At 62.9% G+C, this 23,998-nt stretch carries 26 protein-coding genes; 15 read left to right on the forward strand and 11 right to left on the reverse strand.

Features of this window, described 5'->3' with window-relative positions; translation table 11 throughout:
• Positions 1-17: 17 nt before the first annotated feature.
• From ACFZAI_RS21890 to ACFZAI_RS21910, 5 genes are all read left to right on the forward strand, one after another.
• Positions 18-1,139 (forward strand): ABC transporter ATP-binding protein, encoded by a 1,122-nt coding sequence (locus tag ACFZAI_RS21890; protein WP_391568882.1) that lies wholly within the window; start codon positions 18-20, stop codon positions 1,137-1,139.
• A gap of 86 nt (positions 1,140-1,225) precedes the next feature.
• On the forward strand, positions 1,226-2,224 hold the full coding sequence (locus ACFZAI_RS21895) for an NAD(P)H-quinone oxidoreductase (protein ID WP_391568883.1): 999 nt from the start codon (positions 1,226-1,228) through the stop codon (positions 2,222-2,224).
• 15 nt (positions 2,225-2,239) lie between these two features.
• Positions 2,240-2,854 carry a glutathione S-transferase gene (locus ACFZAI_RS21900; RefSeq protein WP_391568884.1) on the forward strand — a complete coding sequence of 205 codons (615 nt, stop codon included), beginning with the start codon at positions 2,240-2,242 and terminating at the stop codon, positions 2,852-2,854.
• 10 nt (positions 2,855-2,864) lie between these two features.
• A complete protein-coding gene (locus tag ACFZAI_RS21905) occupies positions 2,865-3,335 on the forward strand; it encodes a type II 3-dehydroquinate dehydratase (protein WP_391568885.1) in 471 nt (156 codons plus the stop codon).
• Between the two features lie 12 nt (positions 3,336-3,347).
• Positions 3,348-4,307 carry a 2-hydroxyacid dehydrogenase gene (locus tag ACFZAI_RS21910; protein WP_391568886.1) on the forward strand — a complete coding sequence of 320 codons (960 nt, stop codon included), beginning with the start codon at positions 3,348-3,350 and terminating at the stop codon, positions 4,305-4,307.
• A 44-nt stretch (positions 4,308-4,351) separates the two neighbouring features.
• Here ACFZAI_RS21910 and ACFZAI_RS21915 read toward each other — a convergent pair whose 3' ends face one another.
• From ACFZAI_RS21915 to ACFZAI_RS21950, 8 genes are all read right to left on the reverse strand, one after another.
• Positions 4,352-5,173 carry an ABC transporter permease gene (locus tag ACFZAI_RS21915; RefSeq protein WP_391568887.1) on the reverse strand — a complete coding sequence of 274 codons (822 nt, stop codon included), beginning with the start codon at positions 5,171-5,173 and terminating at the stop codon, positions 4,352-4,354.
• A 1-nt stretch (position 5,174) separates the two neighbouring features.
• The gene (locus ACFZAI_RS21920) at positions 5,175-6,029 is read right to left on the reverse strand and encodes an ABC transporter permease (RefSeq protein ID WP_006227652.1); all 855 of its coding nucleotides are present in this window, start codon (positions 6,027-6,029) and stop codon (positions 5,175-5,177) included.
• A gap of 119 nt (positions 6,030-6,148) precedes the next feature.
• Positions 6,149-7,174 (reverse strand): PotD/PotF family extracellular solute-binding protein, encoded by a 1,026-nt coding sequence (locus ACFZAI_RS21925; protein WP_391568888.1) that lies wholly within the window; start codon positions 7,172-7,174, stop codon positions 6,149-6,151.
• 25 nt (positions 7,175-7,199) lie between these two features.
• Positions 7,200-7,985, reverse strand: a complete 786-nt coding sequence (locus ACFZAI_RS21930) for an amino acid ABC transporter ATP-binding protein (RefSeq protein ID WP_391568889.1) — start codon at positions 7,983-7,985, stop codon at positions 7,200-7,202.
• 37 nt (positions 7,986-8,022) lie between these two features.
• On the reverse strand, positions 8,023-8,712 hold the full coding sequence (locus tag ACFZAI_RS21935) for an ABC transporter permease (protein WP_391568890.1): 690 nt from the start codon (positions 8,710-8,712) through the stop codon (positions 8,023-8,025).
• Positions 8,702-9,415 (reverse strand): ABC transporter permease, encoded by a 714-nt coding sequence (locus tag ACFZAI_RS21940; protein ID WP_391568891.1) that lies wholly within the window; start codon positions 9,413-9,415, stop codon positions 8,702-8,704. Before ACFZAI_RS21940 ends, ACFZAI_RS21935 begins: the two co-directional genes overlap by 11 nt.
• Before the next feature lie 122 nt (positions 9,416-9,537).
• A complete protein-coding gene (locus ACFZAI_RS21945; protein ID WP_391568892.1) occupies positions 9,538-10,329 on the reverse strand; it encodes a transporter substrate-binding domain-containing protein in 792 nt (263 codons plus the stop codon).
• Positions 10,330-10,371: 42 nt separating this feature from the next.
• A complete protein-coding gene (locus ACFZAI_RS21950; RefSeq protein ID WP_391568893.1) occupies positions 10,372-11,169 on the reverse strand; it encodes an Asp/Glu racemase in 798 nt (265 codons plus the stop codon).
• A gap of 318 nt (positions 11,170-11,487) precedes the next feature.
• On the opposite strand from ACFZAI_RS21950, the gene ACFZAI_RS21955 reads away from it, so the two are divergent.
• From ACFZAI_RS21955 to ACFZAI_RS21980, 6 genes are all read left to right on the forward strand, one after another.
• The gene (locus ACFZAI_RS21955) at positions 11,488-11,901 is read left to right on the forward strand and encodes a RidA family protein (protein ID WP_391568894.1); all 414 of its coding nucleotides are present in this window, start codon (positions 11,488-11,490) and stop codon (positions 11,899-11,901) included.
• A 20-nt stretch (positions 11,902-11,921) separates the two neighbouring features.
• Complete coding sequence (locus ACFZAI_RS21960; RefSeq protein ID WP_391568895.1) at positions 11,922-12,593, forward strand: DUF1028 domain-containing protein; 672 nt, start codon at positions 11,922-11,924, stop codon at positions 12,591-12,593.
• Positions 12,594-12,768: 175 nt separating this feature from the next.
• A complete protein-coding gene (locus ACFZAI_RS21965) occupies positions 12,769-13,794 on the forward strand; it encodes a LysR substrate-binding domain-containing protein (protein WP_391568896.1) in 1,026 nt (341 codons plus the stop codon).
• A gap of 51 nt (positions 13,795-13,845) precedes the next feature.
• Entirely contained in the window at positions 13,846-15,021 is a 1,176-nt protein-coding gene (argE, locus tag ACFZAI_RS21970; protein WP_391568897.1) for an acetylornithine deacetylase, read from the forward strand.
• Positions 15,022-15,265: 244 nt separating this feature from the next.
• Entirely contained in the window at positions 15,266-15,652 is a 387-nt protein-coding gene (locus ACFZAI_RS21975) for a DUF6152 family protein (protein WP_391568898.1), read from the forward strand.
• 18 nt (positions 15,653-15,670) lie between these two features.
• Positions 15,671-16,156 (forward strand): DUF6644 family protein, encoded by a 486-nt coding sequence (locus ACFZAI_RS21980; protein WP_391568899.1) that lies wholly within the window; start codon positions 15,671-15,673, stop codon positions 16,154-16,156.
• 76 nt (positions 16,157-16,232) lie between these two features.
• Here ACFZAI_RS21980 and ACFZAI_RS21985 read toward each other — a convergent pair whose 3' ends face one another.
• Positions 16,233-17,165, reverse strand: coding sequence for a LysR family transcriptional regulator (locus ACFZAI_RS21985; protein WP_391568900.1), 933 nt, complete (start codon positions 17,163-17,165; stop codon positions 16,233-16,235).
• A 105-nt stretch (positions 17,166-17,270) separates the two neighbouring features.
• Here ACFZAI_RS21985 and ACFZAI_RS21990 point away from each other — a divergent pair, with 105 nt between their 5' ends.
• Genes ACFZAI_RS21990 through ACFZAI_RS22005 form a run of 4 tightly spaced genes read left to right on the forward strand, consistent with a single transcriptional unit; the run spans position 17,271 to position 21,236 of the window.
• Positions 17,271-18,482: an FAD-dependent monooxygenase gene (locus ACFZAI_RS21990; RefSeq protein WP_391568901.1), complete on the forward strand. Its 1,212-nt coding sequence runs from the start codon at positions 17,271-17,273 to the stop codon at positions 18,480-18,482.
• 42 nt (positions 18,483-18,524) lie between these two features.
• Complete coding sequence (locus tag ACFZAI_RS21995; protein WP_391568902.1) at positions 18,525-19,262, forward strand: class II aldolase/adducin family protein; 738 nt, start codon at positions 18,525-18,527, stop codon at positions 19,260-19,262.
• Positions 19,259-20,212: a 2-hydroxyacid dehydrogenase gene (locus ACFZAI_RS22000; RefSeq protein WP_391568903.1), complete on the forward strand. Its 954-nt coding sequence runs from the start codon at positions 19,259-19,261 to the stop codon at positions 20,210-20,212. Before ACFZAI_RS21995 ends, ACFZAI_RS22000 begins: the two co-directional genes overlap by 4 nt.
• A 49-nt stretch (positions 20,213-20,261) precedes the next feature.
• Positions 20,262-21,236 (forward strand): Bug family tripartite tricarboxylate transporter substrate binding protein, encoded by a 975-nt coding sequence (locus ACFZAI_RS22005; RefSeq protein WP_391568904.1) that lies wholly within the window; start codon positions 20,262-20,264, stop codon positions 21,234-21,236.
• A 737-nt stretch (positions 21,237-21,973) separates the two neighbouring features.
• On the opposite strand, the gene ACFZAI_RS22010 is transcribed toward ACFZAI_RS22005, so the two are convergent.
• Together ACFZAI_RS22010 and pcaG are read right to left on the reverse strand one after the other, a co-directional pair.
• Positions 21,974-23,401 (reverse strand): 3-carboxy-cis,cis-muconate cycloisomerase, encoded by a 1,428-nt coding sequence (locus ACFZAI_RS22010; RefSeq protein ID WP_391568905.1) that lies wholly within the window; start codon positions 23,399-23,401, stop codon positions 21,974-21,976.
• A 24-nt stretch (positions 23,402-23,425) separates the two neighbouring features.
• Positions 23,426-23,998 (reverse strand): protocatechuate 3,4-dioxygenase subunit alpha, encoded by a 573-nt coding sequence (pcaG, locus tag ACFZAI_RS22015; protein ID WP_391568906.1) that lies wholly within the window; start codon positions 23,996-23,998, stop codon positions 23,426-23,428.

A 23,998-nucleotide genomic window follows, 5' to 3' on the forward strand; every position in this document is an offset into this window, starting at 1 on the left:
CTGTGAGTGCAGCAGCCATGCCGAATAGCCCCTATTCCTCCGATAGCTCCAGCGCGGTCAGCCTGGAGGGAGTGGTCAAGAAATATCGCGGTCACGCGGTGCTTCAACAGGTGTCCCTGAAGATCGAGCGCGGGGAGTTCCTGACGCTGCTGGGCCCGTCGGGCTGCGGCAAGACCACCTTGCTGAACCTGATCGCGGGATTTGCCGACGCGGACAACGGCGAGATCTTCATCGACGGCACGCCCGTCACGGCGCTGCCGCCGTATCAGCGCCAGATCGGCATCGTGTTCCAGAACTACGCGCTGTTCCCGCACATGACCGTAGAGCGCAATATCGCGTACGGCTTGCGGATGCGGCGTGTGCCGGCCGCCGAGATCGAGCGGCGGGTGCGTGAAGCCATGGCGCTCGTCAAGTTGGATGGCTTGGGCGAGCGCAAGCCGCGCGAGCTGTCCGGCGGCCAGCAGCAGCGCGTGGCGCTGGCGCGGGCGCTGGTGATCCGTCCCAAGGTCCTGTTGCTTGACGAGCCATTTTCCGCGCTGGACAAAAGCCTGCGCGGCGCCATGCAGGTGGAAATCCGTGATATCCAGCGCAGGCTGGGCGTGACGACGATCTTCGTCACGCATGACCAGGGCGAAGCCCTGAGCATGTCGGATCGCATCGCCGTGATGAACCAGGGCGTGATCCGGCAAGTCGCCACGCCGGACGAGCTCTACCGCAATCCGCAAGACCCATTCGTGGCGTCGTTCCTGGGCGACGTCAATATCCTGCCCGCGCACTATCACGGCACCAGCGCGGAAACCATCCAGCTGCGCCTGGGCGCGGGGCTGACGCATATCCCCCGTCAGCGCCTGGTGGGCGGGTCGCACGAGGGCCACCGGCTTGATCTTTATGTGCGGCCTGAACATATCAAGCTGGAAGCGCTGCATAGCGGATCAGTCTTGAGCGGCACGGTCGTCAACCACGTGTTCCAGGGCGATCACGTGGATCTGTACCTGGATGTGCATATTCCCGTGGAAGGGCGCCAGCACGTCATGGTGCGCACCTTCGACCTGAACTGCCTCCATGAATGGCCCGTGGGCGCCGTGGCGGGACTTGCGCTGCCCGGCCACGGGGTCAGCGTCTTCAACGCGCCGACCTGACGCCGCTTTCACGCCAGATTCTCCTCTTCCTGGCGGCCGCGCCTGCGCAGCCGCCGAGTGTCCATTCGTCCGCGAGGCGCCTTGCCATGAATCAAATTCCCGCTGAAATGCAAGCCATCATCGCCCGCGAGCCGGGCGATGCCACGGTGCTGACCCTGGCCAGCAGGCCAGTCCCGGCGCCGGGCCCCGGTGAAGTGTTGTTGCGCGTGCATGCGGCCGGCATCAACCGGCCCGACATCATGCAGCGCCAGGGCGTCAGCAAGCCGGCGCCGGGCGTGACCGACGTGCTGGGGCTGGAAGCTTGCGGCGAGGTCGCGGCGTGCGGACCCGGCGTGCCGGATTCCTTGCGCGGGCAGCGGCTGATGAGCCTGCTTGCGGGCGGCGGCTATGCGCCGTGGTGCGTGGCGCGCGTGGATCATTCCCTGGCAGTGCCAGAGGCGCTGGACGACGCGCAGGCAAGCGCGCTGCCGGAAGGCCTGTTCACCGTCTGGCACAACCTGTTCGAACTGGGCCGCCTGCGCATGGGTGAGACCGTGCTGATCCATGGCGGCGGCGGTGGCATCGGCACGCTGGCCATCCAGATGGCGCATGCCGCCGGCGCGCGGGTCATCGCCACGGACGGCGAGCGCGATCGCTTGGATGCCTTGCGCGAACTCGGCGCCGACGAGGTGATCTGCTTTCATGACACGGATTTTGTGGAAGCCTGCGCGGCGTTTACGCAGGGACGTGGCGTGGATGTCGTGCTGGATATCGTCGGCGGCGATTATGTGCGGCGCAATCTGCAGGCGCTGGCCTTCGGCGGGCGCCACGTGAGCCTTTCCTTTTTGCAGGGGTCGGCCGTCAACATCGAACTGCTGACCCTGATGCAAAAGCAGTTGAGCCTGCATTCTTCGACCATGCGTCCGCAAACCGATGCCGAGAAGGCTCGGATGGCGGTTGCGCTCAAGCGCCATGTGTTGCCGTTGGTGGCCGCGGGCCGCATCCGGCCCAGGATGGCGCAAAGCCTGCCCCTGGCCGACGCCGTGCGCGCGCATCAGTTGCTGGAAAGCGGCAAGGTGTTCGGCAAGCTGGTTCTCAAACCCTGACAAACGGAGAATGGATTGAAACTTCTCTATGCCCCGACGTCTCCCTTCGTGCGCAAGGTAATGGTGTGCGCGCACTTGACCGGCCAGGCCGGACAGATTGAATGGCTGGCCAGCGCTGCGCATCCGGTCAATCGCGATACGCGCATCGCCGCCCACAATCCGCTGGCCAAGGTGCCCACCCTGATCCTGCCGGACGGCAGCGCGCTCTACGACAGCCGCGTCATCTGCGAATACCTGGCCCAGGCGGCCGGCGATACGCAGTTGTTTCCGGCGGGTCCGGCTCGTTGGGTGGCGTTGACGCGTCAGGCCCTGGGCGACGGCCTGCTGGACGCCGCCTTGCTGGCGCGCTACGAGCACACGGCCCGGCCGGCCGAGATCCAGTGGCCGCAATGGCGCGAGGCGCAGCTCATCAAAGTCCAGGCCTGCCTGGCGGACATCGAATCGCAGGCGGACGACCTGCCGCGCACGCGTCCAAGCATCGGCGACCTGACCCTTGCGTGCGCCTTGGGGTATCTGGATTTCCGCTTTCCCGAATTGGACTGGCGCACGGCGCATCCGCGCGCCGCCGCGTGGTTCGCCGTATTCAACGACTTGCCTGCCATGCAGGCGACCCTTCCTCACGAAGCCTGAGACTGCCTCTATGACGACGCCAAGCGCCACCCCAATATCTTCCACGGTCTGGTTTCTGAACGGGCCGAACGCCAATCTGTACGGCCTGGACGCCAACAAGACCTATGGCTCCGACAGTTTTCCCGTGTTGCAGCAGCGCTGCGAAACCAAGGCCGCCTCGCTGGGCATCCGGCTGAACTTCGTACAGTCCAACTATGAAGGCCAGTTGGTCGACTGGATTCAGGAAGCGCGTGGCGCTGCGCAGGGCGTCATCATCAACGCGGCGGGCCTGACTTATTCGTCGGTGCCCATCCTTGATGCCTTGTTATCCTTTCCGGGCAGGATCATCGAAGTCCACATGAGCAACATTTGGCGGCGTGAAGCGTTCCGCCATCATTCCTATATTTCCAAGGCCGCGGATGGCGTCATCGCGGGGCTGGGCGGCGATGGCTACGAGCTTGCCATCGAGGCCATGTCCCGCCTGATCCACCGCGGCGCCTGAGGCAGACCGGCCATGCACGCATCCTCCCGCCCCGCCTTGTCGGGCGCAATGATTTTCCATAGCGATTTCGACGACTACACGGCCTGGCGCGACGCCATGCAGGCGCGCCTGCCGGACTTGCGTGTGGTGCACAGCAACGACGCGCATGATCCGGCCGACATCCATTACGCGCTGATCTGGAAGGCGCCGTCGGGCTTCTTCAAGCGCATGAAAAACCTGCGCCTTATCGTGAATCTGGGCGCAGGGGTGGATTCGATTGTCGGCCGCGAAGACCTGCCCGCCCAGGTGCCCATCACCCGCATCACCGATCCCAACATGGCGCGCATGATGGCGGGCTATGTGCTGTTTGCCGCCCTGCGTTATGCGCGTGATATCCCTTATTTCGAAGCGGCGCAGCGGCGGGGCGAATGGGCCTATCGCCATCCGCGCTCGCCAGAGACGGTGCGCGTGGCGGTGCTGGGCCTGGGCGAGCTGGGCGCGTATGCGGCGCGCGAACTGTCCCGCCAGGGGCTGAACGTGCTGGGCTGGTCGCGCAGCCCGCGCAACATCGAAGGCATCGAGTGCCACGCCGGCATGGCGTCGCTGGATACCGTGCTATCGCGCGCCGACATCCTGGTGGTGATGCTGCCGCTTACGCCGCAGACGCGCGGCCTGTTGTGCCGTGAACGTCTGCAACGCCTGCCGCGAGGGGCGGCCTTGATCAATGTGGCCCGGGGCGCGCTGGTGGACCAGGCCGCCCTGACCGATCTGCTGCGCAGCGGTCATCTGGGCGGCGCGACGCTAGACGTCTTCGAGCGCGAACCCCTGCCGCCTGGCGACCCGCTCTGGGCCATGGAAAATGTGCTGATCACGCCTCACCTGGCATCGGTCGCCATACCGGCATCGGCTGCCGGGCAGATCGCCGACAACGTGCTGCGTGTCAGCCAGGGCTTGCCGCCCGTCAATTGCGTGGACGCCGCGCGCGGCTATTGAGCGGCGCCGCCCTGGCCCGCGGGCCAGGGCCTGTCTGACCGGCGCTAGGGGTTGTCTTCGATATTGAGAATCCTGCCCAGCCCAAGGAAGCGGTTGGCGAAGATCAGCAGGGTGGCCGTCACCACGATATACACCACCGACAACGCGGCGAGCGTCGGGTCGGCAAACTCGCGCACATAGTTGTACATCGTCACGGGTAGGGTCTGCGTGCTCTGCGTGGTCACGAACAGCGACGCGGTGAATTCGCTGAACGACATGATGGCCGCGAACAGCCAGCCGCCGAACAAGCCGGGCGCGAGCAACGGCACGGTGATGGTGAACAAGACCCTTACCGGCGACGCGCCCAGGCTGGCGGCGCTTTGCTCCAGGCGTTCGTCCAGGTTCTCCATCGAGACATAGACGCTGCGCAGCACGAAAGGCAGAACAAGAATGACGTGGCACAGGATCACGATGCCGTAGCCGCGATCAATGTTCAGCTGCGCCACCAGTATCAACAAGCCCAGCCCCACCGTGAAGTGCGGGATCACCAGTGGCGACAGCAGAATCGCCTGCAAAATGTTCTTGCCAGGAAACGCCATGCGCTTGACGGCAATGGCCAGGCCGGTGCCGATGACCAGCGCCAGCAACGACGACCAGAACGTGACGACCACGCTGGCGCGAAAGCCGTCGCGGAAGTCTGCGTACGTGAAAACCCGCTCGAACCAGCGCCAGGACCAGGCCTGCGGCGGAAACGTCAGCAAGGCTTTTTCATTGAAGGAAGCCAGCACCACCACCACCACGGGCAGCAGCACGAAGGCCAGGATAAGCGTGATCAGCACGGGTGCGCCGATGCGCAGCCACAGGGGCAGGGATTTACGAAGACCCATGTCAATGTCCTCCAATGACCTTGAGACGGCGCGTGACGCGGCCGAGCAGCATCAGCGCAATCGCCGTCAGGCCCAGGCCCATGACGCTCAGGCTGGCCGCCAGGGGAAAGTTCATGGACGAGAATCCCAGCTGGTAGACCAAGGTGGACACCGTCGGTACGCGGCCTCCGCCGATCATCTGCGGCGTGGCGAAGGCGCTGAACGTCCAGGCGAATGAGGTCGTGATGCTGGCCAGGATGCCCGGCATCGACAGCGGAAGCGTGATGGTCAGGAACGTGCGGACCGGCCCCGCGCCCAGGCTTTCGGCGGCCTTCTCATAGTCGCGGTCGATATGTGAAATGGCGGTGGCCAGCATCAGCACCACCACAGGAACGGTAACGTGCACCAGCGCCACCAATACGCCAAGATGACTGAACATCAACGCAAGCGGCGTATCGATCAGGCCTAGCTTGAGCAGCATCGAATTGATGAAACCCGTACTGCCCAGCACGATGATCCACGAGTAGGTGCGCACGATCTCACCCAGGAACAGCGGCGTGATGGAGACGATCAGGATGAAAGATTTGATGTAGCGGTTTCGCACCCTGACCAGCGCATACGCCAAGGGGTACGCGACGAGCAAGGAGAACACCGTGGTTTCCACGCTCAGGCGCAAGGTGTTGACAAAGGCATCGACGTAGATCTGCTTGCCCATGCCCGAGAAGTTCGAGAGCGTCAGGCCGCCGACATCCAGCGACCCCGGAATGAAAGTGCGCAAGCTGTACTGCAGTACGGCCGCCATGGCGACGCAGATGCATAGCGCGATGAAGCTGGCCGGGGATATCAGCCAGCCTCTCAGGGTGGAACGCGCATCCATGTTGGACCCATCCTTCGTATAGGGTGAAAGCGTGGCGGCGCCGCGGCCGGCAAGACCGCGAGGCCGCGGGGCTGCGGTGGCTGCGAGATTGCGAGGCCGCAGGGCTGCGGTGGCTGCGATCAGTTCATGATGTTTTCGGTAAACCACTTGCGCCATTCAGCGGTCTTTTCGGCGCGCAGCTTGTCATCGATGACGATGGCCTGGGTATCCCATTGCTGCTTGGTCGTGAAAACGCCCGGCAGCGCGGCGTCTTCGGGCGAGACCTTGGCGTCGTCGATGACGGGGCTGGCTTTCTTGGCGGCCACGATCTTGGCCTGCACTTCCGGCGACAGCGCGATGTTCATGAACTTGTGCGCCAGGTCGGACTTGGCGGTGCCTTTCATGATGCCCATGGTATCCACGCCCAGCACCGCGCCTTCCTTGGGCATCGCCACCTTGATCGGCACGCCTTGGCCGATCATGTAATAGGCGTTCATGGACAGCACGATCTGCACGGGCGTCTCGCCCGCCGCGATCAGTTGCTGGCTGTTGGCATCGTTGGTGTAGAAGGCCTTGAAGTTCGGCTTCAGGGCCTTGAGTTTGTCCTGGCCCTTTTCCCAGGTGCTGGCGTCGCCGCCCGAGAGCAAGGCCGAAACGTCGATGATATGGCTGGGGTCGAAATCGGGCGCGGACAGCTTGCCTTTCAGCGCCGGGTTCCAGAGGTCGTTCCAGCTGTTGAAGGTGATGCCTGCGGGCACCAGATCGGGGCGATAGCCGATCGTGTACACATACGCCCAGCTGCCGATATGGTACGGGCTGATCTTGGCGCGATCGACCAGGTGCGAGTAATTGGGAATTTTGCTCAGGTCCAGCTTCTCGTACAGGCCGGCGTTGACGTAGAGCCAGCCGATGTGCGATGTCGTGAACGTGATGTCGCTTTCCGGCTTGGTGGCGAGCTTGGCTTTGTTCAGGCGGTCGATGGTGCCGCCCGTGATGTACTTCACCGGCACGCCGGTCTGCCGCGTGAACTCCTTGCCGATGCTTTCATCGATAAGGTCGCGGAAGCTGCCGCCCCAGGTGCTTACCACCAGGGCATCCTGCGCATGCGCTGCGCCAGTGAGGGCCGCGCCGGCCAGCATGCCCGCGCAAATGAGTTTCTTGATCATGACATCCCCTTGTCTATGTTGTGGACTACAGAACCTGCTCTAGGAAATTCTTCAGGCGCGCGTTTCTGGGCGAGGCAAAGAACTGTTCGGTGGGCGCGGTCTCGATGATCTCGCCCCGCTCCATGAACACACAGCGGTCGGCCACCCGGCGGGCGAAGCCGATCTCGTGGGTGACGCAGATCATGGTGATGCCGGTCTGGGCCAGGTCTTCCATGATGCGCAGCACGGAGCCGACCGATTCCGGATCAAGCGCCGATGTCGGCTCGTCAAAGAGCATGATGCGCGGGCGCAGGCAGAGCGCGCGCGCGATAGCCACGCGCTGCTGCTGCCCGCCGGAAAGCTGGATCGGATATTTGCCGGCCTGTTCGGTCACATTGACCTTGGCGAGATACTCCCGCGCCGTCTCTTCGGCCTCGCTGGCGGGCGTCTTCAACGCGATCTTCAGCGCGAAGGTGCAGTTTTCCAGCACCGTCATGTGCGGAAAGAGATTGAAGCTTTGGAACACCATGCCCAGCTGGCGCCGAACCTGCTCCACGCTTTCCGGGCGCCGGGTCAGGGCGGTGCCATTGACGTGGATATCGCCAGAATCATGCTGTTCCAGATGGTTGATGCAGCGGATCAGCGACGACTTCCCGGAGCCCGAAGGGCCGCACAGGATGACGATTTCGCCGCTGGCCACTTCAAGGTGTATATCGCGCAAGGCGTGGAACGACCCGTAGAACTTGTTCAATCCCGAGATGGATACCGCGGGCGCGCAGTCAGATCCGGCGGAGGACAGCGGCGGCGTGATGCGGGACAGGATGGCAGTCATGATGGTTTGCGCTCTGATGGACGGTCGGCCGGACGGTTCAGACTCTGACGAGATAGCGGTTCAACCTGCGATCCGCGATCGAGAACCCAAGACGTATGCTGTTGGTGATGCACCAGTAGATGGCCGCCGCCGTGATCAGGGGCGTGAACGGGTCATAGGTGTAGTCGAACACCGTGTTGGCGGCCGCGGTCAGGTCAACCAGCGTGATGGCGCTGACGGCCGCCGTGCTCTTCACCATGATCAGCAGCTCATTCTGATAGGCGCGCAGCACATAGCGCGCAACCATCGGGAGCCGCAAGCGGAACAGGATCTGGGTGGGCTTCAGGCCCAGGGTCTGCGCGGCTTCGATCGTGCCCTTCGGAATTGCCGCCAGCCCGCCGCGGATGATCTCCGCCATGAAGCCCGAGTGCGTCAACGCCAGGCCCAGCCACGCGCAGACATATGCGCTGGAAAAAACGTTCCACAGAAAGGTGTCGCGCACGAAAGAGAACTGCGGCAGTCCGCTATAGATCAGGTACAGCAACACCAGGCTGGGCACCCCGCGGAAAAAGCCGATATAGCTGCTGGCGAAGAGGGCGCGCGCGCCGGGCCGGAAGCTTGCCAGCGCAACCGGCAGCGCCAGCAGCAGGCCGATGACAAGCACCGGCAGCAGCACGGCGAACGTCGTGCCGGCGCCGGCCAGCAGTTTGGGCAGGCTCTCCCAGGCCACCTGGAAATCAAAGTGCATGAGAGGCTCCCTGGGTCACGACGGGATGAAAGCCGCGCGCGGCCCACGTTTCAACGCGGCGGGCCACGTAGTAGGTCAGCCAGGTCATCACCAGGAAAAAGCACGCCGCCAGCATGTAATAGACGAAGGGTTCCTTGGTCACGCCCGAGGCGAGCTTGGCGTAGGCCATGATTTCCTTCAGGCCGATCAACGAAATGAGAGCCGTGTCCTTGAGCACGACGATCCACATATTGGTCATGCCGGGCAAGGCCAGGCGCAGCATCTGCGGCAGGATGACCTTTAACCAGATGGCGCTGCGCGGCACCAGCAGCACGCGCGCGGCTTCGAATTGCCCGTGTGGCACGTTCTGGATGGCGCTGCGTATCAAGTCGGCCAGGTAGGCGCCGTACACCATGCCCAACGCCGCCACCGCCGCCATGAACGGCGTGATCTCGATACGCTGGCCGATGCCGAACGGCGCCAGCAAGCCGGCGACGATCTGCGAGCCGCCGTAATAGAACAGGAAGCCCACCAGCAGCGACGGCACGCCCGTGAAGATGGACGCGTACGGCAGCCAGATGATTTTGGCCAGCAGCGTCGGCCGTAGTGTGATCAGGGCAAAGAACGTCCCGATCGCAAGCGCCAGCAGATAGGCGCAGACGGCGACTTGAATCGTCATCATCGCGCCGGTCGCGAGTTGCTGCACGAAACCCATCGAAGGCATGAGGTAGTCCTTAAGCCTGTTCACATTCAAAGGCGTCTTGCACAAACCTGGGCAAGCGTATGAAACATGCCGCCTGCGCCGCCGGCCTCGTGCCGGGCGGCTCAGGCGGGGGGCGGCCGCGGCTAGCGGCAGGCCGCTTCCTCGGGCAGGAGCTCCACGTCCATGTAGGGTTTACGCAGCTTGGTGAAGGTGCAGTCCTTGATGATGGTTTCCAGCGTGGCGTTCATGCGGCCGAGCAGTTCGCCGCTGTCCTTGCGGGCAATCCAGCTTGAGCCGGCTTCCCCGCCACCGGTCCACAAGTCGCCGCCCGCGAATTTCCAGCCCTTGCCCTGGGGCTTGGACAGGAACTCGTTGGTCCAGCTGATCTTGGGGCCAAGGCTCATGTCGAGCCGTCCGTTGGCAAGGTCAAGCCGGATCTGGTCGGGGTTGTCGTAGAACACGATCTGCACCGCGTTGCCGAATGTCTCGGACACGTATTTGGCTTGCGCCGAACCGCGTTGCAGGCCGATGCGCACGCCCTTAAGCCCTTCAGGCGTGAAGGTGTATTGCTTCGATTCCGGCACCACGTAAGAGTCCGGATTGAACAGCACCGGGCGGCCGAACAGCACCTTTTCCTTGCGTTCGGGCAGCGGCTTGGTCTGGCTGACCACGGCGTCCAGTTTTTTCTGTAGCAGCGCTGGAATCAGGGCCTTGAAGTCCATGACGACGATTTCGCAATCGACCTTCATCCGTTTGCACGTCTCGCGCGCCAGGTCGGGTTCGAAGCCCGTCAGGCGCCCCGAGGAATCGACCATGCTGAACGGGGGATAACTTCCCTCGTTGCCGAGCACCAGCTTTTCGGCATGGGCCGGCGCCAGGACGAATAACGAAGCGCTTGCGAGTGTCAGCGCCGTGATGGTTTTGTGCAGATGCATCTTTTTCCCCTTGTTTATTGCTTATCCGCCGTGGCGAAGTGCTTACATCGTTTCGGCCTTGTTCAGGTTTGCGTTGAACAGCGACCCGTAACCGGGCTTGGCGCCTGCCGCGCCGGTGAGTGCCAGGCAGTGCCAGAACGAAGCCTGGATGGCCGAGATCACCGGCTTGCCGAGTTTCTGTTCCAGCGCCTCGATGGCCCCGACAGTGCGGAAGTTGGTGCACGACACGAAGATGGCGGTGGCATCCGGGTGGTCTACCGACATCACGTGGTCATAGACTTTTTCAAGCGAGACCTCGGCCAGCGCGTGATCATCCGAGATGCCCAGGCAGGCGCTTCTGACGACCTCGTGGCCGTTTTCCTGCAGAAAGCGGATGGCGCGTTCATGGATCTCTGGCAGATAAGGCGTAGCCAGCGCAACCTTGCCGGCCTTCACCTGCTTTAACGCCGCAAGCGTGGCGGTGGAGGCCGTGGTGATCTTCGGCCCCGGCACCCATTGCCGCAGCTTCTGGATAAGCGCCTGGTCGTAGGCGGTGCCGTGCAGAAACGAAGCGCTGGTGCCGCCGAACAGCAGCACGTCGATGGGGGCCGCGCCCGCCAGGCGAGCCGCCTGCTCCAGCTCCGGGGCGTTCATCATTTCCTCGATGCCCTGCACGGTGACCTTGGGCAGCTTGATGCGTGCGGTATGGGTGGAAACCCCCGGCGCGGACATGGCCCACATCTCTTCTTCCATCACGACACTGGAGGCGATGTAGATCAGCCCGATGCGGGCAAGGTCGCCAGAGCCGTCGTAGCGGAATTGGGGATAGGCGGCGGGTAGGGGCATTGAGGCGGTGTTCATCCGGTTTCCCTGCAAAGAAAGGTGGCTTCGGCTAGCGAAAACCAATGATGAGAGACGCGATCCGAGCGACCAAGTCGCCTTTTCCGTTGGCATGAATAGATTTTCCTGATGGCCGGGCAGGGCGCGCCAAGGCATGGCGAAGGCGCATCGCCGGGGCCGCGGCCCGCGTCAGGATTTCCGAGACGGGACGCCGGAAAAAACAAATAGGCGGCCGCCCGGCTTGGGCCGACCATCAGCGGGCAGGTCACGGCCTTAAGCGACGCCGCTTGCCAGGCAGGCGCAAGAGGCCCCGGATAAACCCTAATAAAGAGTCGAGCCATGAAGCACAAGCGCATACGCACGTTCAATACCAAGGCAACCTACCCGGAACAGAAACTCGACAACGATCTGTGCCAGGCCGTCGTCGCGCGCGGCAGCACCGTCTTCCTGCGCGGGCAGATCGGCCAGAACCTGGACACGTCCGAGAGCGTCTGCATCGGCGATGCCTCGGGTCAGGCGGAGCAGGCGATGAAGAACATCGACATGCTGCTCAAGGAAGCCGGCGGCGAACTGCAAGACATCTGCAAGATCACGATCTACCTCATTGATCCCCGTTATCGCGAGGCGGTCTATCTTGTGGTCGGCAAATGGCTCAAGGGCGTGTTCCCCGTGTCCACCGGCATCGTGGTGTCGGCATTGGCGCGCCCCGAATGGCTGGTGGAAATCGACGCGATTGCGGTTATTCCGGATTGACGCCACAGGAGGCGCAGGTCATGACTTTCTCCATCATTGCCCGTTGTCCGGCCACCGGCCAATTCGGCGCGGCCGTCTCATCGTCGTCGCCCGCGGTCGCGGCGCGTTGTGTCCGTGCGCGCGCAGGCGTGGGCGCGGCGGTCAGCCAGAACATCACCGACCCCGCCTTGGGGCCGCTTATTCTTGACGCGATGAGCCAGGGCCAGTCGCCCGAGCGCGCGTTGCAGTCCCTGGCCGAACGTCCGTTCATCAGCTACCGGCAACTGATGGCCATCGACGCCACGCAGGCGCCCGCCATCTTCACCGGGTCGAATGCGCTGGGCCGCTTGGCCAGCGCCAAGGGCGAGCACGCCGCGTGCGCGGGCAATATGCTGGCGTCGCTGGATGTGCCGGCCGCCATGCTGTCGGCGTTTGAGAAGACGCCGGGTTCGCTGGCCGAACGCCTGATGCAGGCCATGCTGGCGGGGCAGGCGGCGGGCGGCGAAGAGGGGCCGGTCCATTCGGCCGGGCTGCTGGTGGTGGCGGAGCTGGATTGGCCTATCGTCGACCTGCGCATGGACTGGGTGGAGCAATGCCCGGTCGAAACGCTTTACGAGGCCTGGAAGGTCTACGAGCCGCAGATCCAGGACTACATTACCCGCGCCCGGGACCCGCGCGCCGCGCCCAGCTTCGGGGTGCCGGGCAATCTGTGACAGGCGGCGGCCGGCGGCGAGTGCGAGAAAACCCGAGGAGCGTCCTGCCCGCTGTCCGGGCATAGTGGGACACTTTTTCCTCGGTGCGGCGCATGCCGGCGCCGGGCCATGGTGGCGGCCCGCCAGCCGGAACGCCACCTCCCTCAAGCCTGCTCCAGTTTTCTCACTTCGGACTATGCTCAATCGCATTTCGCTGCGCCAGATGGAGTACTTCGTCGCCACCGCCAAGCATGGCAGTATCGCCGCGGCATCCAGCCAGATCCACATTTCGGCGCCTTCGATTTCGGCCGCCATCGCCCATGTCGAAACCGAGCTGGACGTGCAGTTATTCGTCCGGCATCCGTCCAAGGGCCTGGCCCTGACGGTGCTCGGCCAACAGGTCATGAGCGAATGCGAAGACCTGCTTGAGCGCGCGTCGCGCCTCTACAAGATCGCGTCCGTCTCCAGCAACACCATCCAGGGCACCTTGCGCGTGGGCTGCTTCCAGTCGCTCACGGCCATGATCGCGCCCGAGGTGATCTTCGGATTCGCGCGCGCCTTCGACAAGGTCGAGCTGCACATGGTCGAAGGTGACCAGCAGTTGTTGATCGACAAGCTGCATACGCTGGAGATCGACGTCGCGCTGAGCTATGACCTGAGGCTGGGCGACGAGATATCGTTCGAGGCGCTGGCGCGCCTGCCCCCGCATGTGGTGGTCAGCGAACTGCATCCGCTTTCGCAGCAGATCGCGGTGACGCTGGAGGAGCTGGCCCGCCTGCCCATGGTGCTGCTGGACCTGCCCTTGAGCCGCGACTACTTCATGTCCCTGTTCGCGAAGTTCGGGCTGGAGCCGAACATCGTGGCGCGTTCGCGTTCCGAGGAAGTGGTGCGGTCCATGGTGGCCAACGGAATCGGCTATGCCCTGTTCAACGTGCGGCCGAAGTCCACACAAGCGCTGGACGGCAAGCGGCTGGTGCGGCTGCGCCTGGTCGGTGAACACCGCCCCATGCTGCTGGGCCTGACGACCTACAAGCCGATGAAACCGTCGCGCCTGACCGAGGTGTTCATGCAGCGCTGCCGCTCCTATATCTCGGATCAATACATTCCCGGCATGAGCGAAGGCAGCTTCTTTGATCCCTACGTACTTCCCGAAACCGGGCTTCCCGAAAACGCGCTTCCCAAAAACGTGCTTCCCAAGACGGTGCTTCCCAAAAACAAATGAACGGACAGCGCGCCTGAGCGCCCGCCTTCCGCCTACTTGCAGGCCCATGCCATGAGCAAACCCACTCCTGACAACAGTCCCGACCTCTTGCGCGAATTGCTCGCGTTCCCATCCGTCACGCTGACGCCGAACATCGAACTCATCGAGCGTGTGCGGGCGCTGCTGGCGCAGGCCGGCATCGCGTCCACGCTGGTAGCGGACCCGCAAGACGCCGGGCGGAGCAATCTGTACGCGTCCGTCGGCCCGCAGGATGTGCCGGGCATTCTGCTGTCGGGCCATACCGATGTGGTCCCCGTGACGGGCCAGCCCTGGACCTCGCCGCCTTTCGAGGCGACTCTGCGCGATGGGCGCATCTATGGGCGGGGCAGCGCGGACATGAAGGGCTTCGTCGCCTGCGCCGTGATGGCGATGATTCGCGCGGCCCGCCAGCCGCTTGCGCGCCCCTTGCATCTGGCGCTGTCGTTCGATGAGGAAATCGGCTGCGTGGGCGTGCGCCATCTGCTGCGCGCGCTGGAACATATGGAACCGGCCCCGCTGCTCTGCGTTGTGGGTGAGCCCACGCTGATGAAGATTGGCACCGGCAACAAGGGCAAGGCGGCCTACCGGGCCTTGTGCTGCGGCCAGGCGGGCCACTCCGGGCTGGCGCCGCATTTCGTCAATGCCATCCACACGGCCAGCGATCTGATCAGCGCGCTGCGCGACGTGCAGCGCGACCTGGCCGAACACGGGCCGCGCGAATCCGGCTATGACGTGCCGTACACCACCGTGCATGCGGGCACCATCAAGGGCGGCACCGCGCTGAACATCGTGCCTGCGGAATGCGAAGTCAATTTCGAGATCCGCAACGTCGCGCAGGACGACCCCAACCAGATCCTGGAACGGGTGCTGACGCTCACCAGAACGAAAATGCGTGCCGCGGACGCCCGGCCCGATGCCGAGCCGCCGCAGGTGACGACCGTCAATACCTATCCCGGCCTTGCCACGGCGCATGACTCGGAGGCCGTCGCGCTGCTGGCCTCGTGGCTGCCGCCGGACACGCCCCTCGTCAAGGCCGCTTTCGGCACCGAGGGCGGCTTGTTCCAGCAGCTGTGGGCGCAGACATCGGTGTTGATCTGTGGACCGGGCAGCATCGAAGTCGCGCACAAGGCCGACGAGTACGTCGAGCTGTCGCAGCTGGAGGCGTGCGACGCCATGATGGAAAAATTGACGCAGTATCTGATGGCCTAGAGGTGGCTGCCGGGACCTTGGGGGAGTTTCGGACGCCTTAAGGCCTATCGAAGTGACACGCCTCACGCCGTGCAGCTCCCTACGGTTTACGGGGGCAGTGAAGCTGAAACGGGGTTGGGCATAGCCCATAGCCGCTGTCCGCCGTGGCGGGAACCGCGGCCCCGCTGCTATGCTTGTTTCACTGGCCGCCACGCCGCAATGCCGGGCCATGGCGGCAGCCAAACCGCAAACCAGGAGCATCGACATGAAGCTATCCAAACGCGCGTTGTTGACAGGGCTGGCGCTATCCGCGTCGTTGGCAGTGGCCCCCGCGGCCATGGCGCATCACGGTTGGTCATGGGCGGAATCCGAACAGATGACCTTGAAAGGCACGGTCGAGCAGGTGCAGGTCGCGCCTCCCCATCCGACGTTGAGGGTGCGAGCCGATGACGGTGTCTGGGTGGTCGAACTGGGCAATCCCACCCAGACGAAGGAAGCGGGATTTGTCGAAGACTCCGCCAAGCCGGGCGATGCCATCACCGCCATTGGCAACCGCGACCAGGACGCCGGCAACAAGCGCATGAAGGCCGTCCAGATCATGGTGGGCGGCAAGACCTACGACATCTATCCCAGCCGCATCAAGAAACCCTGAATTCCACGGCCTTTATCCATGCCCGAACTGCTTCGGCTGGCAATGGAACAGCTTACGGCCCTGCCGCCAGCGTTGTGGCTGCGACGGTCCGCAACGCTCTATCTTCTGGTCAACGCTGCCCATATCGGCGCCATCGGCCTGTTGATCGGTTCGATCGTTCCGCTAGACCTGCGGCTGCTCGGCGTCCTCAAGCCCGCTTCCTTGGCGCTTTTGGCGCCTGTGCTGGCGCGCACGGCCGCGGTTGGCCTTGCGCTGGCCGTACTGACGGGCGCCATACTGTTCACCGTGCGGGCGCAGGAATACCTGCAGAATCCGGCATTTGTCGTGAAGATGGGCTTGTTGGGCGCGGGCGCAATCAATGCTTGGCTCGTGCGCCGGGGCGGGGCATGGGGGCAAGTATTACAGGGCGGCCGCCCATCCAGGGCGCTGCGCTGCCAGGCCGCATTCTCGCTGCTGCTATGGGCCGGCTGCCTGGTAGCGGGCAGATGGATCGGGTTCCTGTAGCCCGACGTTCGCCCGAACGGGGCAGCTCAGGGCTGGCGGCATCAACCAATACTTCGAACATTGCCGCCGCATGTCATCACATTCTTGCGTCCGCGGAGTTCGATACTGTCCGAAATTGCCCTCGAAGGGAGTCGATGAGCTTGATAGCCAGGGCGGTCTTTTGGCGGCCCTTCTTGCTCACTACGAAGAATTCAATGGGAACCATAGGCTCGATTAGCGTCTGCACCATGACGTCGTAACGGGCGCAGGCCGGCACCACGAAGGCTGGCAAGACCGCCATGCCGTGTCCGGCTTCCACCATCGCGATGATGGCTTGAATGTTCTGAAGCGCGCCGCTGCGTGCGGGCGCCAGGTCCAGGGCCCGGAGTTGAGCATCAACGAGCTTCTGGATCGGGTTGTCGTTAGGAAGAGAGAGCAGGCAGTCTCCGGCCAGCGCCGACCACTGCGCATTTGGCCCAACCTTTGTCTTACGGCCGGCGGGTGTCTTCGGACGGCGGCTGACAAGAACCATGGGAAAAGTCGCCAATTGTTGACGCTCAATTCCCACCGCTGGCTTGAAAAACGCCCCAAGGCCAAGGTCAATCTCGCCGGATTCTATGCCCGTCAGGATCTGTCGGCGGTCTAGGTCAGCAACCTGGACTCGAATGCTTGGCTGCGCTTGGCCAAACGCTTGCAGCCATTGCGGAAGCACACTGGCGGCAATGAGTGGCGTGGCGGCCAACGTGACTTGCTGTTCGGCCTCGGCGGCAAGTCGCCCAACGTTAGACGTTGCCCGCTCCCAATCCAACAACATGCTTCGCACGGTAGGCAGAAGTGCCTCGCCTACTGCGGTCAGATGGACGGATCTTGTGGTGCGGTCAAACAGGCGGCCACCCACCTGCGTTTCAAAATCCTTGAGCATCAAACTCAAACCCGCCTGCGTGACGAACAGCTTTTCAGCCGCGCGCGTGAAGCTGCCAAGCTGGGCAACGGCAAGGAATGCCTGCAATTGCCGTGTGCTCACATTCATAAGCATTCCCTATTAATTGATTTGATAGTTTAACTTATCAAATCTGTTGGTCCGCGTTGTAATCACTTCGAAGTCAATGCATTCAGCCCTAGAAGGAAATTATTCATGCCGACCCATCACCCACGGATCATCATCGCCGGCGCCGGCATAGGGGGACTTTGCTGCGCACTTGCTCTGATACGGCGCGGATTCCAAGTTACGGTTTTGGAGCAGGCTCCCAAGCTTGGCGAAGTCGGGGCCGGGTTCCAGGTCAGCGCCAACGGCTCACGCTGCTTGGCCGACCTGGGCCTGGGCGACGACCTTCGGCGTATTGCCACGGAGGCCTCGGGCAAGCAGGTGCGCCTTTGGAGTACCGGCCAAACTTGGAAGCTCTTCGACCTTGGCGCTGAGTCAGTGCAGAAGTACGGTTTTCCCTATTACCTGATGTACCGCGCCGATCTCCACGCTCTGATGGAGCGCCACGTGCGCGAGCGTCAACCTGATGCCATCCGGCTTGCCGCGAGGGCGGTGGGGTTCAGCCAGGATGCTGACGGCGTGGCGGTGACGCTGGAGAACGGCGACACCGTTCGGGGGGACATTCTGATCGGCGCCGATGGCGTGCATTCGCAGATTAGGCGAGCCATGTTCGGCCAAAGTGACGCGCAGTTCACCGGCTGCGTGGCCTGGCGTGGTCTCGTGCCGCGCGACAAGCTGCCTGATCATCTGCGCGCGAGCATCGGCACGAATTGGATCGGCCCGGGGGCCCACGTCATCCACTATCCGTTGCGCAACGGAGAACTCGTCAACTTTGTGGGCATCGTCGAACGCGACGACTGGCAGGTCGAATCCTGGACTGAACGCGGAAGCGTCGACGAATGCCTGCGCGATTTTGCGCACTGGCATGAAGACGTCCAGTGCTTGATCAAGGGGATACAGCAGCCCTTCAAGTGGGCCCTGCTGAGCCGCCAGCCGATGGATAACTGGACCGTGGGCCGCGCGACCCTTCTTGGCGATGCCTGTCACTCGACCTTGCCGTTCCTGGCGCAAGGCGCCGTGATGGCGTTGGAGGATGGAATCGTCCTTGCGCGTTGCCTTGAAGCGCACGCTGAAGACCCGATGGCAGGCTTGGCCCGCTATCAGGATCTACGGATGGATCGCACGTCGCGCATCGTGCTTGGCTCTGCGGCGAATGCGGCACGTTTCCACAATCCGCTCCTTGCGGACGCGGCTGAGGCAAGCCGCTACGTGGATCGCGAATGGAACGAAGACCGCGTGCGGGAGCGCTACGAGTGGCTGTTCAGCTACGACGCGACCGCCGTTGATGTCGTTGGCCATTAACCGTCTCGGCCAGCTCCTTGAATTCACAAAACCACTACACCCATGACTAAAGAAATGAATCCCTTGGACACTCTGCTGCATGACTTGGTGCATGCTTTTCAAATCCTCGCCATGGACGGGCAAGGCAGCGGGATTTCCGGTCATCTGACCGCGCGCCTGCCTGGGGCTCGCACCTTCTGGAGCATTCCCTACGGATACGGCTTTGAAGAGGCGACTGCGGATGATCTGATCGAATCGGACTTTGACCTGCGCACCGTTACTGGGACGCTACCTTGCAATCCTACGCTCAACATCCACACAGAGATCTATGAAGCCCGGCCTGAGGTCTGTTGCATCCTGCACACCCATTCCGAGGCCTCTCTGACGCTTGGAATCGTCGGCAGCAATCTGGAGCCTGTGACGCAAAGCGGGGCGCTCTTCTACGAGGACATCGTGCTGTTCGATGAATTCGACGGAATCGTTCTCGATAAAAAGGAGGGCGCGAGCATTGCCTCACAGCTGGGATCGAACCGCGCCATTCTGCTTCGCAATCATGGTTCAGTGGTCGTTGGCGCATCGATCGCAGAAACGACGATTGCCGCCACCGTGCTGGAGTTTGCCGCGCGTGTGCAACTCGGCGCCATGGCGGTAGGGACGCCCAAGCTCCTTCCTGCGGCCGAAATCCGCCAGACCAAGGCGTTCCTGCAAAGACCCGACGTGGTCGATTTGCGGTGGAAGTTGCTGGTGCGTCAGGCGCGCCAGCACAACCCTCGCTTCCGTGCGCAAAGGACTCAAGGATGAGCAAGCCAACCCCGCGGCCTCCGAAAGTCCTGATGCTTCTTACCTCCGATTTCGTCACGGCCCGGTACGAAGCCTTGCGTGCGCGCGCACCCGATCTTGAGATCGTGACCGAGCTAAGCGCGGACACGGATGCCGATGTCACTGCGCTTTTCGCGTTCAAGCTCCCGCAAGGCATTGCCCCGCGTCTTCCCAACCTTCAGCTTGCTGCCTCCGTAGGCGCAGGCGCGGATGGAATCCTCTCAGCCCCGGATCTGCCGGCTCACGTCAGGGTCACGCGCGCCGTGGAACCCGGGCTAGGCCTGAGCATGGCCCAGTTCGTCTCTCTACAAATTCTGCGGCAGTTCCGCATGCTGCCGAAAATGGAGCAACAGCACGCAGCAGGTGTATGGAAACGCTTGCCGGTTCCCGATGCACGGCAGATCACTGTCGGGATCATGGGCCTGGGCTCAATTGGCGCCATCGTCGCTGACGTGGTTGCCGCGCTTGGCTTCAAAGTCATTGGCTGGACTCGCTCGGATTCCCGGGACTCCCGCGTGCCGGTTTTCGTCGGCGAACAGGCCATGGATGCGTTTCTGGCGCAATCCGACTTCCTGGTATGCCTGTTGCCAGGCACGCCGCAAACCGCCGGCCTGCTAAATCGAACGCAGCTTGCCAAGCTTCCCAAAGGCAGCTTTGTCATTAACGTGGCGCGCGGCGGAATCCTGGTTGAAGACGACCTTCTGGCTCTGGTGAACGAGGGGCATTTGAGCGGAGCGGCGCTGGATGTGTTTGCGACCGAGCCGCTGCCGGCTGACAGCCCGTTGTGGCGGCACGAAAAAATCCTGGTCACCCCGCACATCGCAGCGCAACCGTCTGTCGGTCCGGTGGTCGAGCAGTTCATTGAGAATCTCCAACGTCTTGCTAAGGGCGATCCGCTTCTCAATGAAGTAGACCGGCTCACGGGCTACTAGGCCCAAGACGTCACTTCTCCCTCTAACAAAACAAATTACGAGACAAGCCATGCTGCATAAATTCCTGGGCGCGTGCGCCCTTACATTCGGACTGATTGCCCCCTGGGCCAGCGCTACCGCGGCTGATTCCTACCCCTCCATGCCGATCAAATTGGTCGTGCCGTTTTCGGCGGGAGGCCAGTCGGACATCGTGGCAAGACTTATCGCCGAGCGACTGCAAAGCGGGCTAGGACAGCCTGTGATCATCGAGAACGTCGCAGGGGCAGGGGGCATGATCGCGGCGGCCAGAGTGTTACGCGCCGATCCAGACGGCTATACGTTGCTGATGCCGAACGCCAGCACGTTGACGATCGTGCCCTACTTGCAGAAGGACACTCCCGTGAAGCCGGATTCATTCGCGCCTATCAGCACGGTGAGCCAGTTTCCGTTAGTGCTGGTCGTCAACAGCCAATCGCCCTACCAGACGCTCAAAGACGTGGTTGCCGCTGCGAAAGCCGCTCCGCAAGCGCTTACCTTTGCGACACCGGGTTACGGGACGACGCCGCACCTGATGGGTGAATTGTTCAATCGGGAGGCAGGCATCGCCGTGACACACGTGCCATACAAAGGCGGGGCTCCGGCGCTAAACGACTTAATCGCGGGAAGGGTCGATATTTTCTTCGAAGCGCCTGCGACTGTTCTTCCGTACATTCAAACCGGCAAACTTCGCGCACTTGCCGTCACAGGTGACTCTCGAGCCCCCTTGCTACCGGATGTTCCGACAGTAACCGCGGAGGGGATGCCTCAGCTCACATTGGCAAGCTGGTCCGCCTTTGTCGCTCCGCCAGGAACTCCACCCGCCATCATTGAACGCCTACGAGCCGAATTGGATAAGGCCCTGAAGAACGAAGATCTTGTGAAGAAGCTTCAGGAACGTGGATATGGCGTGATAACCAACCATCCCGCAGAACTCGCGAAAATGATCCAAGATGAGGGTGCCCGCTGGGCGCAGCTCATCAAAGATCGGAATATCACGATGCAGTGATCGCGATCTGACAGCGGGAATCGACGGGGGAAATGGAGGTCTGGGGCATTTGAAAAACGATCAAAATCTTGACACTGGCTCCAATTCACCCCGTTGCAATCCGCGGTGTCATTGCATCGGTCTTGATGCAAGCCGTTGGCGAACATGCGACAACTGTTTCGACCTAAACGATGTCCGATAACTAGGGGCTGTTTTGAATTTGTTTGGCTTTGACGTGCGTGGGAAGGCGCCCGATCCATTCGTGACGGTGGAAGACTATCGGAAGGCGGCATCCAAGAAACTGCCCAAGATGGTTTGGAACTACGTAGACGGCGGCGCGGAGGAGCAGCCGCCTTTCAGGATATCAATGCCAGGCAGCTGCAAGAAGCCTTGCGTGAAGATGGCGCGTTGCTGGAGCCTTGAAACTTTCTTCCGTCAAGATATGACGCGGTGTGGCACCAACGCCATGCCCCACCACAGACAGCGTGGTGGGGCATTCGTCGACGGTCTGCGCGTACGCAGCGAGAAAAGTTTGTGCGATCAGACTTCTCGAGGGTTACGCCGCAACCTGTGGCGTTCGCCGACCAGCAGATCAGTGAAGGAGGCGCTGCCTTTCATTGAAACACCTCCTCCGCCAAGTGGAACGCTCCGTCCACGTGTGACGTGCCGAGCACTTCCCGCCGGACTTTCAGGCCGGCGTTATAGCGTTGAATATCGTTCTCGGCGACATGCAAGTCGGTCTCCTTGAATGCGAAGTTCTATCGGGTTCTGACGGCGCACGCTGCTTGCCACTCTTGCAGCGCGACTTCTACGAAGCGGCCCGCCTGACCGGTGTAGCGGGCGGGGTCGGCGAGCTGATTCAGCGTCTCGGCGTCCAGCAGGCCGGTTAGGGCCGGATCCGCTGCCAAGCATGATTCCAAGGCCTCTCGCAGTGGCACGCCATCGCAAACAGCCTTGCGTGACGCGCGCTCCACGAGGTGATGGGCGGGCAGTCGGCCAAGCCGGCCACCCAGCGCAAGCATGTAGGCTTCGCCCAATATCAGTCCGCCCGTCATGTCCAGGTTCTTGCGCATTCGCGCCGTGTCCACCTGCAGCCCTGCGATGACCTCGCCCATCTGCCGCAGCGCACCGCCAGTCAAGATGACAATCTCAGGCAGGGTGTCCCATTCCGCCTGCCACCCACCCAATGCCCGTTCGTGTTCTTGGGTCATCGACGCAAACATGGTTGATACCAGGGCGGGAACCCGCGCGGCAATAGTGAGCACCGCGGCGCACCCTACCGGGTTGCGCTTGTGAGGCATGGTGCTGGAACCGCCTCGGCCGGGTGCCGCCGGCTCGGCGAGCTCCGCGACTTCGGTCTGCATCATCAGCGAGATGTCACGCGCCATTTTCCCCAGGTTGCCACATAGCATCCCCAATGTACTGGCGACCTCGACGATGCGGTCGCGATGCGCGTGCCAGGGGAGGGGCGCGGATGCCAGGGAAAGTTCCTCCGCCAGGCGAGCCGCGACATCTGACGCCTGGGGGCCCAAGCTGGCCAGCGTTCCTACCGCGCCGCCGAACTGCAGGACGCTCACTTCTCGGCGGGTGGTGTCGAGGCGGGCCAGATCGCGGCGCAAAGCGTCGAGCCACCCGGCTGCCTTCAGGCCGAACGTGATGGGCAGGGCATGCTGCTGCCATGTGCGGCCCACCATGACGGTGTCGCGGTGCCGCCGCGCCAACGCGGCGCAGTCATTCGCCAATCGCATCAGCTGCGCGTCGTGTACCTGGAGCGCGTCGACCAATTGCAGCACCAGCGCCGTGTCGAGGATGTCTTGGCTGGTAGCCCCCCAATGCACGTATCGGGCCGCCTCCTCGTCTCGCTTGGCCACGGCGGCAGTAAGCTGCCGGACGAACGGAATCGCCAGATTGCCTGCTTCGACCGCGCCTTGGGCGAGCGTTTCCAGATCGATGACGCAAGACGCGTTGCTGCGCGAGGCGTCCCCGCCGTCGACGCTTCCCGCGCACACCGCCGAGATCCGAGCCGCCGCGTCGGCGGGAATTACACCGCACCGTGCTTCGGCGCGCGCGAGCGCGGCTTCCACATCGAGCATTCGGCGGACGAACCCCGTAGGAGAAAATATCTCCAGCATTTCGGGGCTGCCAAACATGGCCGTTGTGAGGCCGAAGCCTATGCTGTGCTGCATAAATCGCCTTCCTTCGCTAACCCGTCAGATGTCAAAGAAAACGGTCTCGTTATCGCCCTGCAACACGATGTCCCAGTGCAGTTCGCGATCTTCATCTGCTCGGGCGATCAGCGTGTTCCGACGCGCCGGCGGGACCTGGCGCAATACGTCGTCGCTGGCGTTTGCTGCCGCTTCATCGGGGAAGTACATGCGGGTGGCGACATGCTTAAGCAGCCCGCGGGTGAACACCGACACCAGGATGTGCGGCGCCTGCGGCACGCCATTCAAGTCGGGAACCGAGCCAGGCTTTACGGTGACGAAGCGGAACGAGCCGTCCGGGCCGGTCGGGACTCGGCCAAAGCCGGTGAAGCCCTCGATGAGCGGCAACGCGTCGCGCGTGTCTTCGGGGTGGTCGTAACGTCCGTGGGGATTTGCCTGCCAGATTTCCACCATGCCGTCAGGCACTGGCGCTCCCAGGCCATCGAGAACTCGGCCTTTGATGACAATGAGGCGGTCTTGCAGGGTGGGAGCTGAAAGCGTGAGGTCTTCGCAGTAGCGGTCCGCAAGGCCGATATGCAGGTAAGGTCCCACTGTTTGGGATGCGGTGGCATAAAGCAT

This window comes from Achromobacter sp. NPDC008082, assembly GCF_042957345.1.
GTDB lineage: Bacteria > Pseudomonadota > Gammaproteobacteria > Burkholderiales > Burkholderiaceae_B > Achromobacter > Achromobacter kerstersii_A.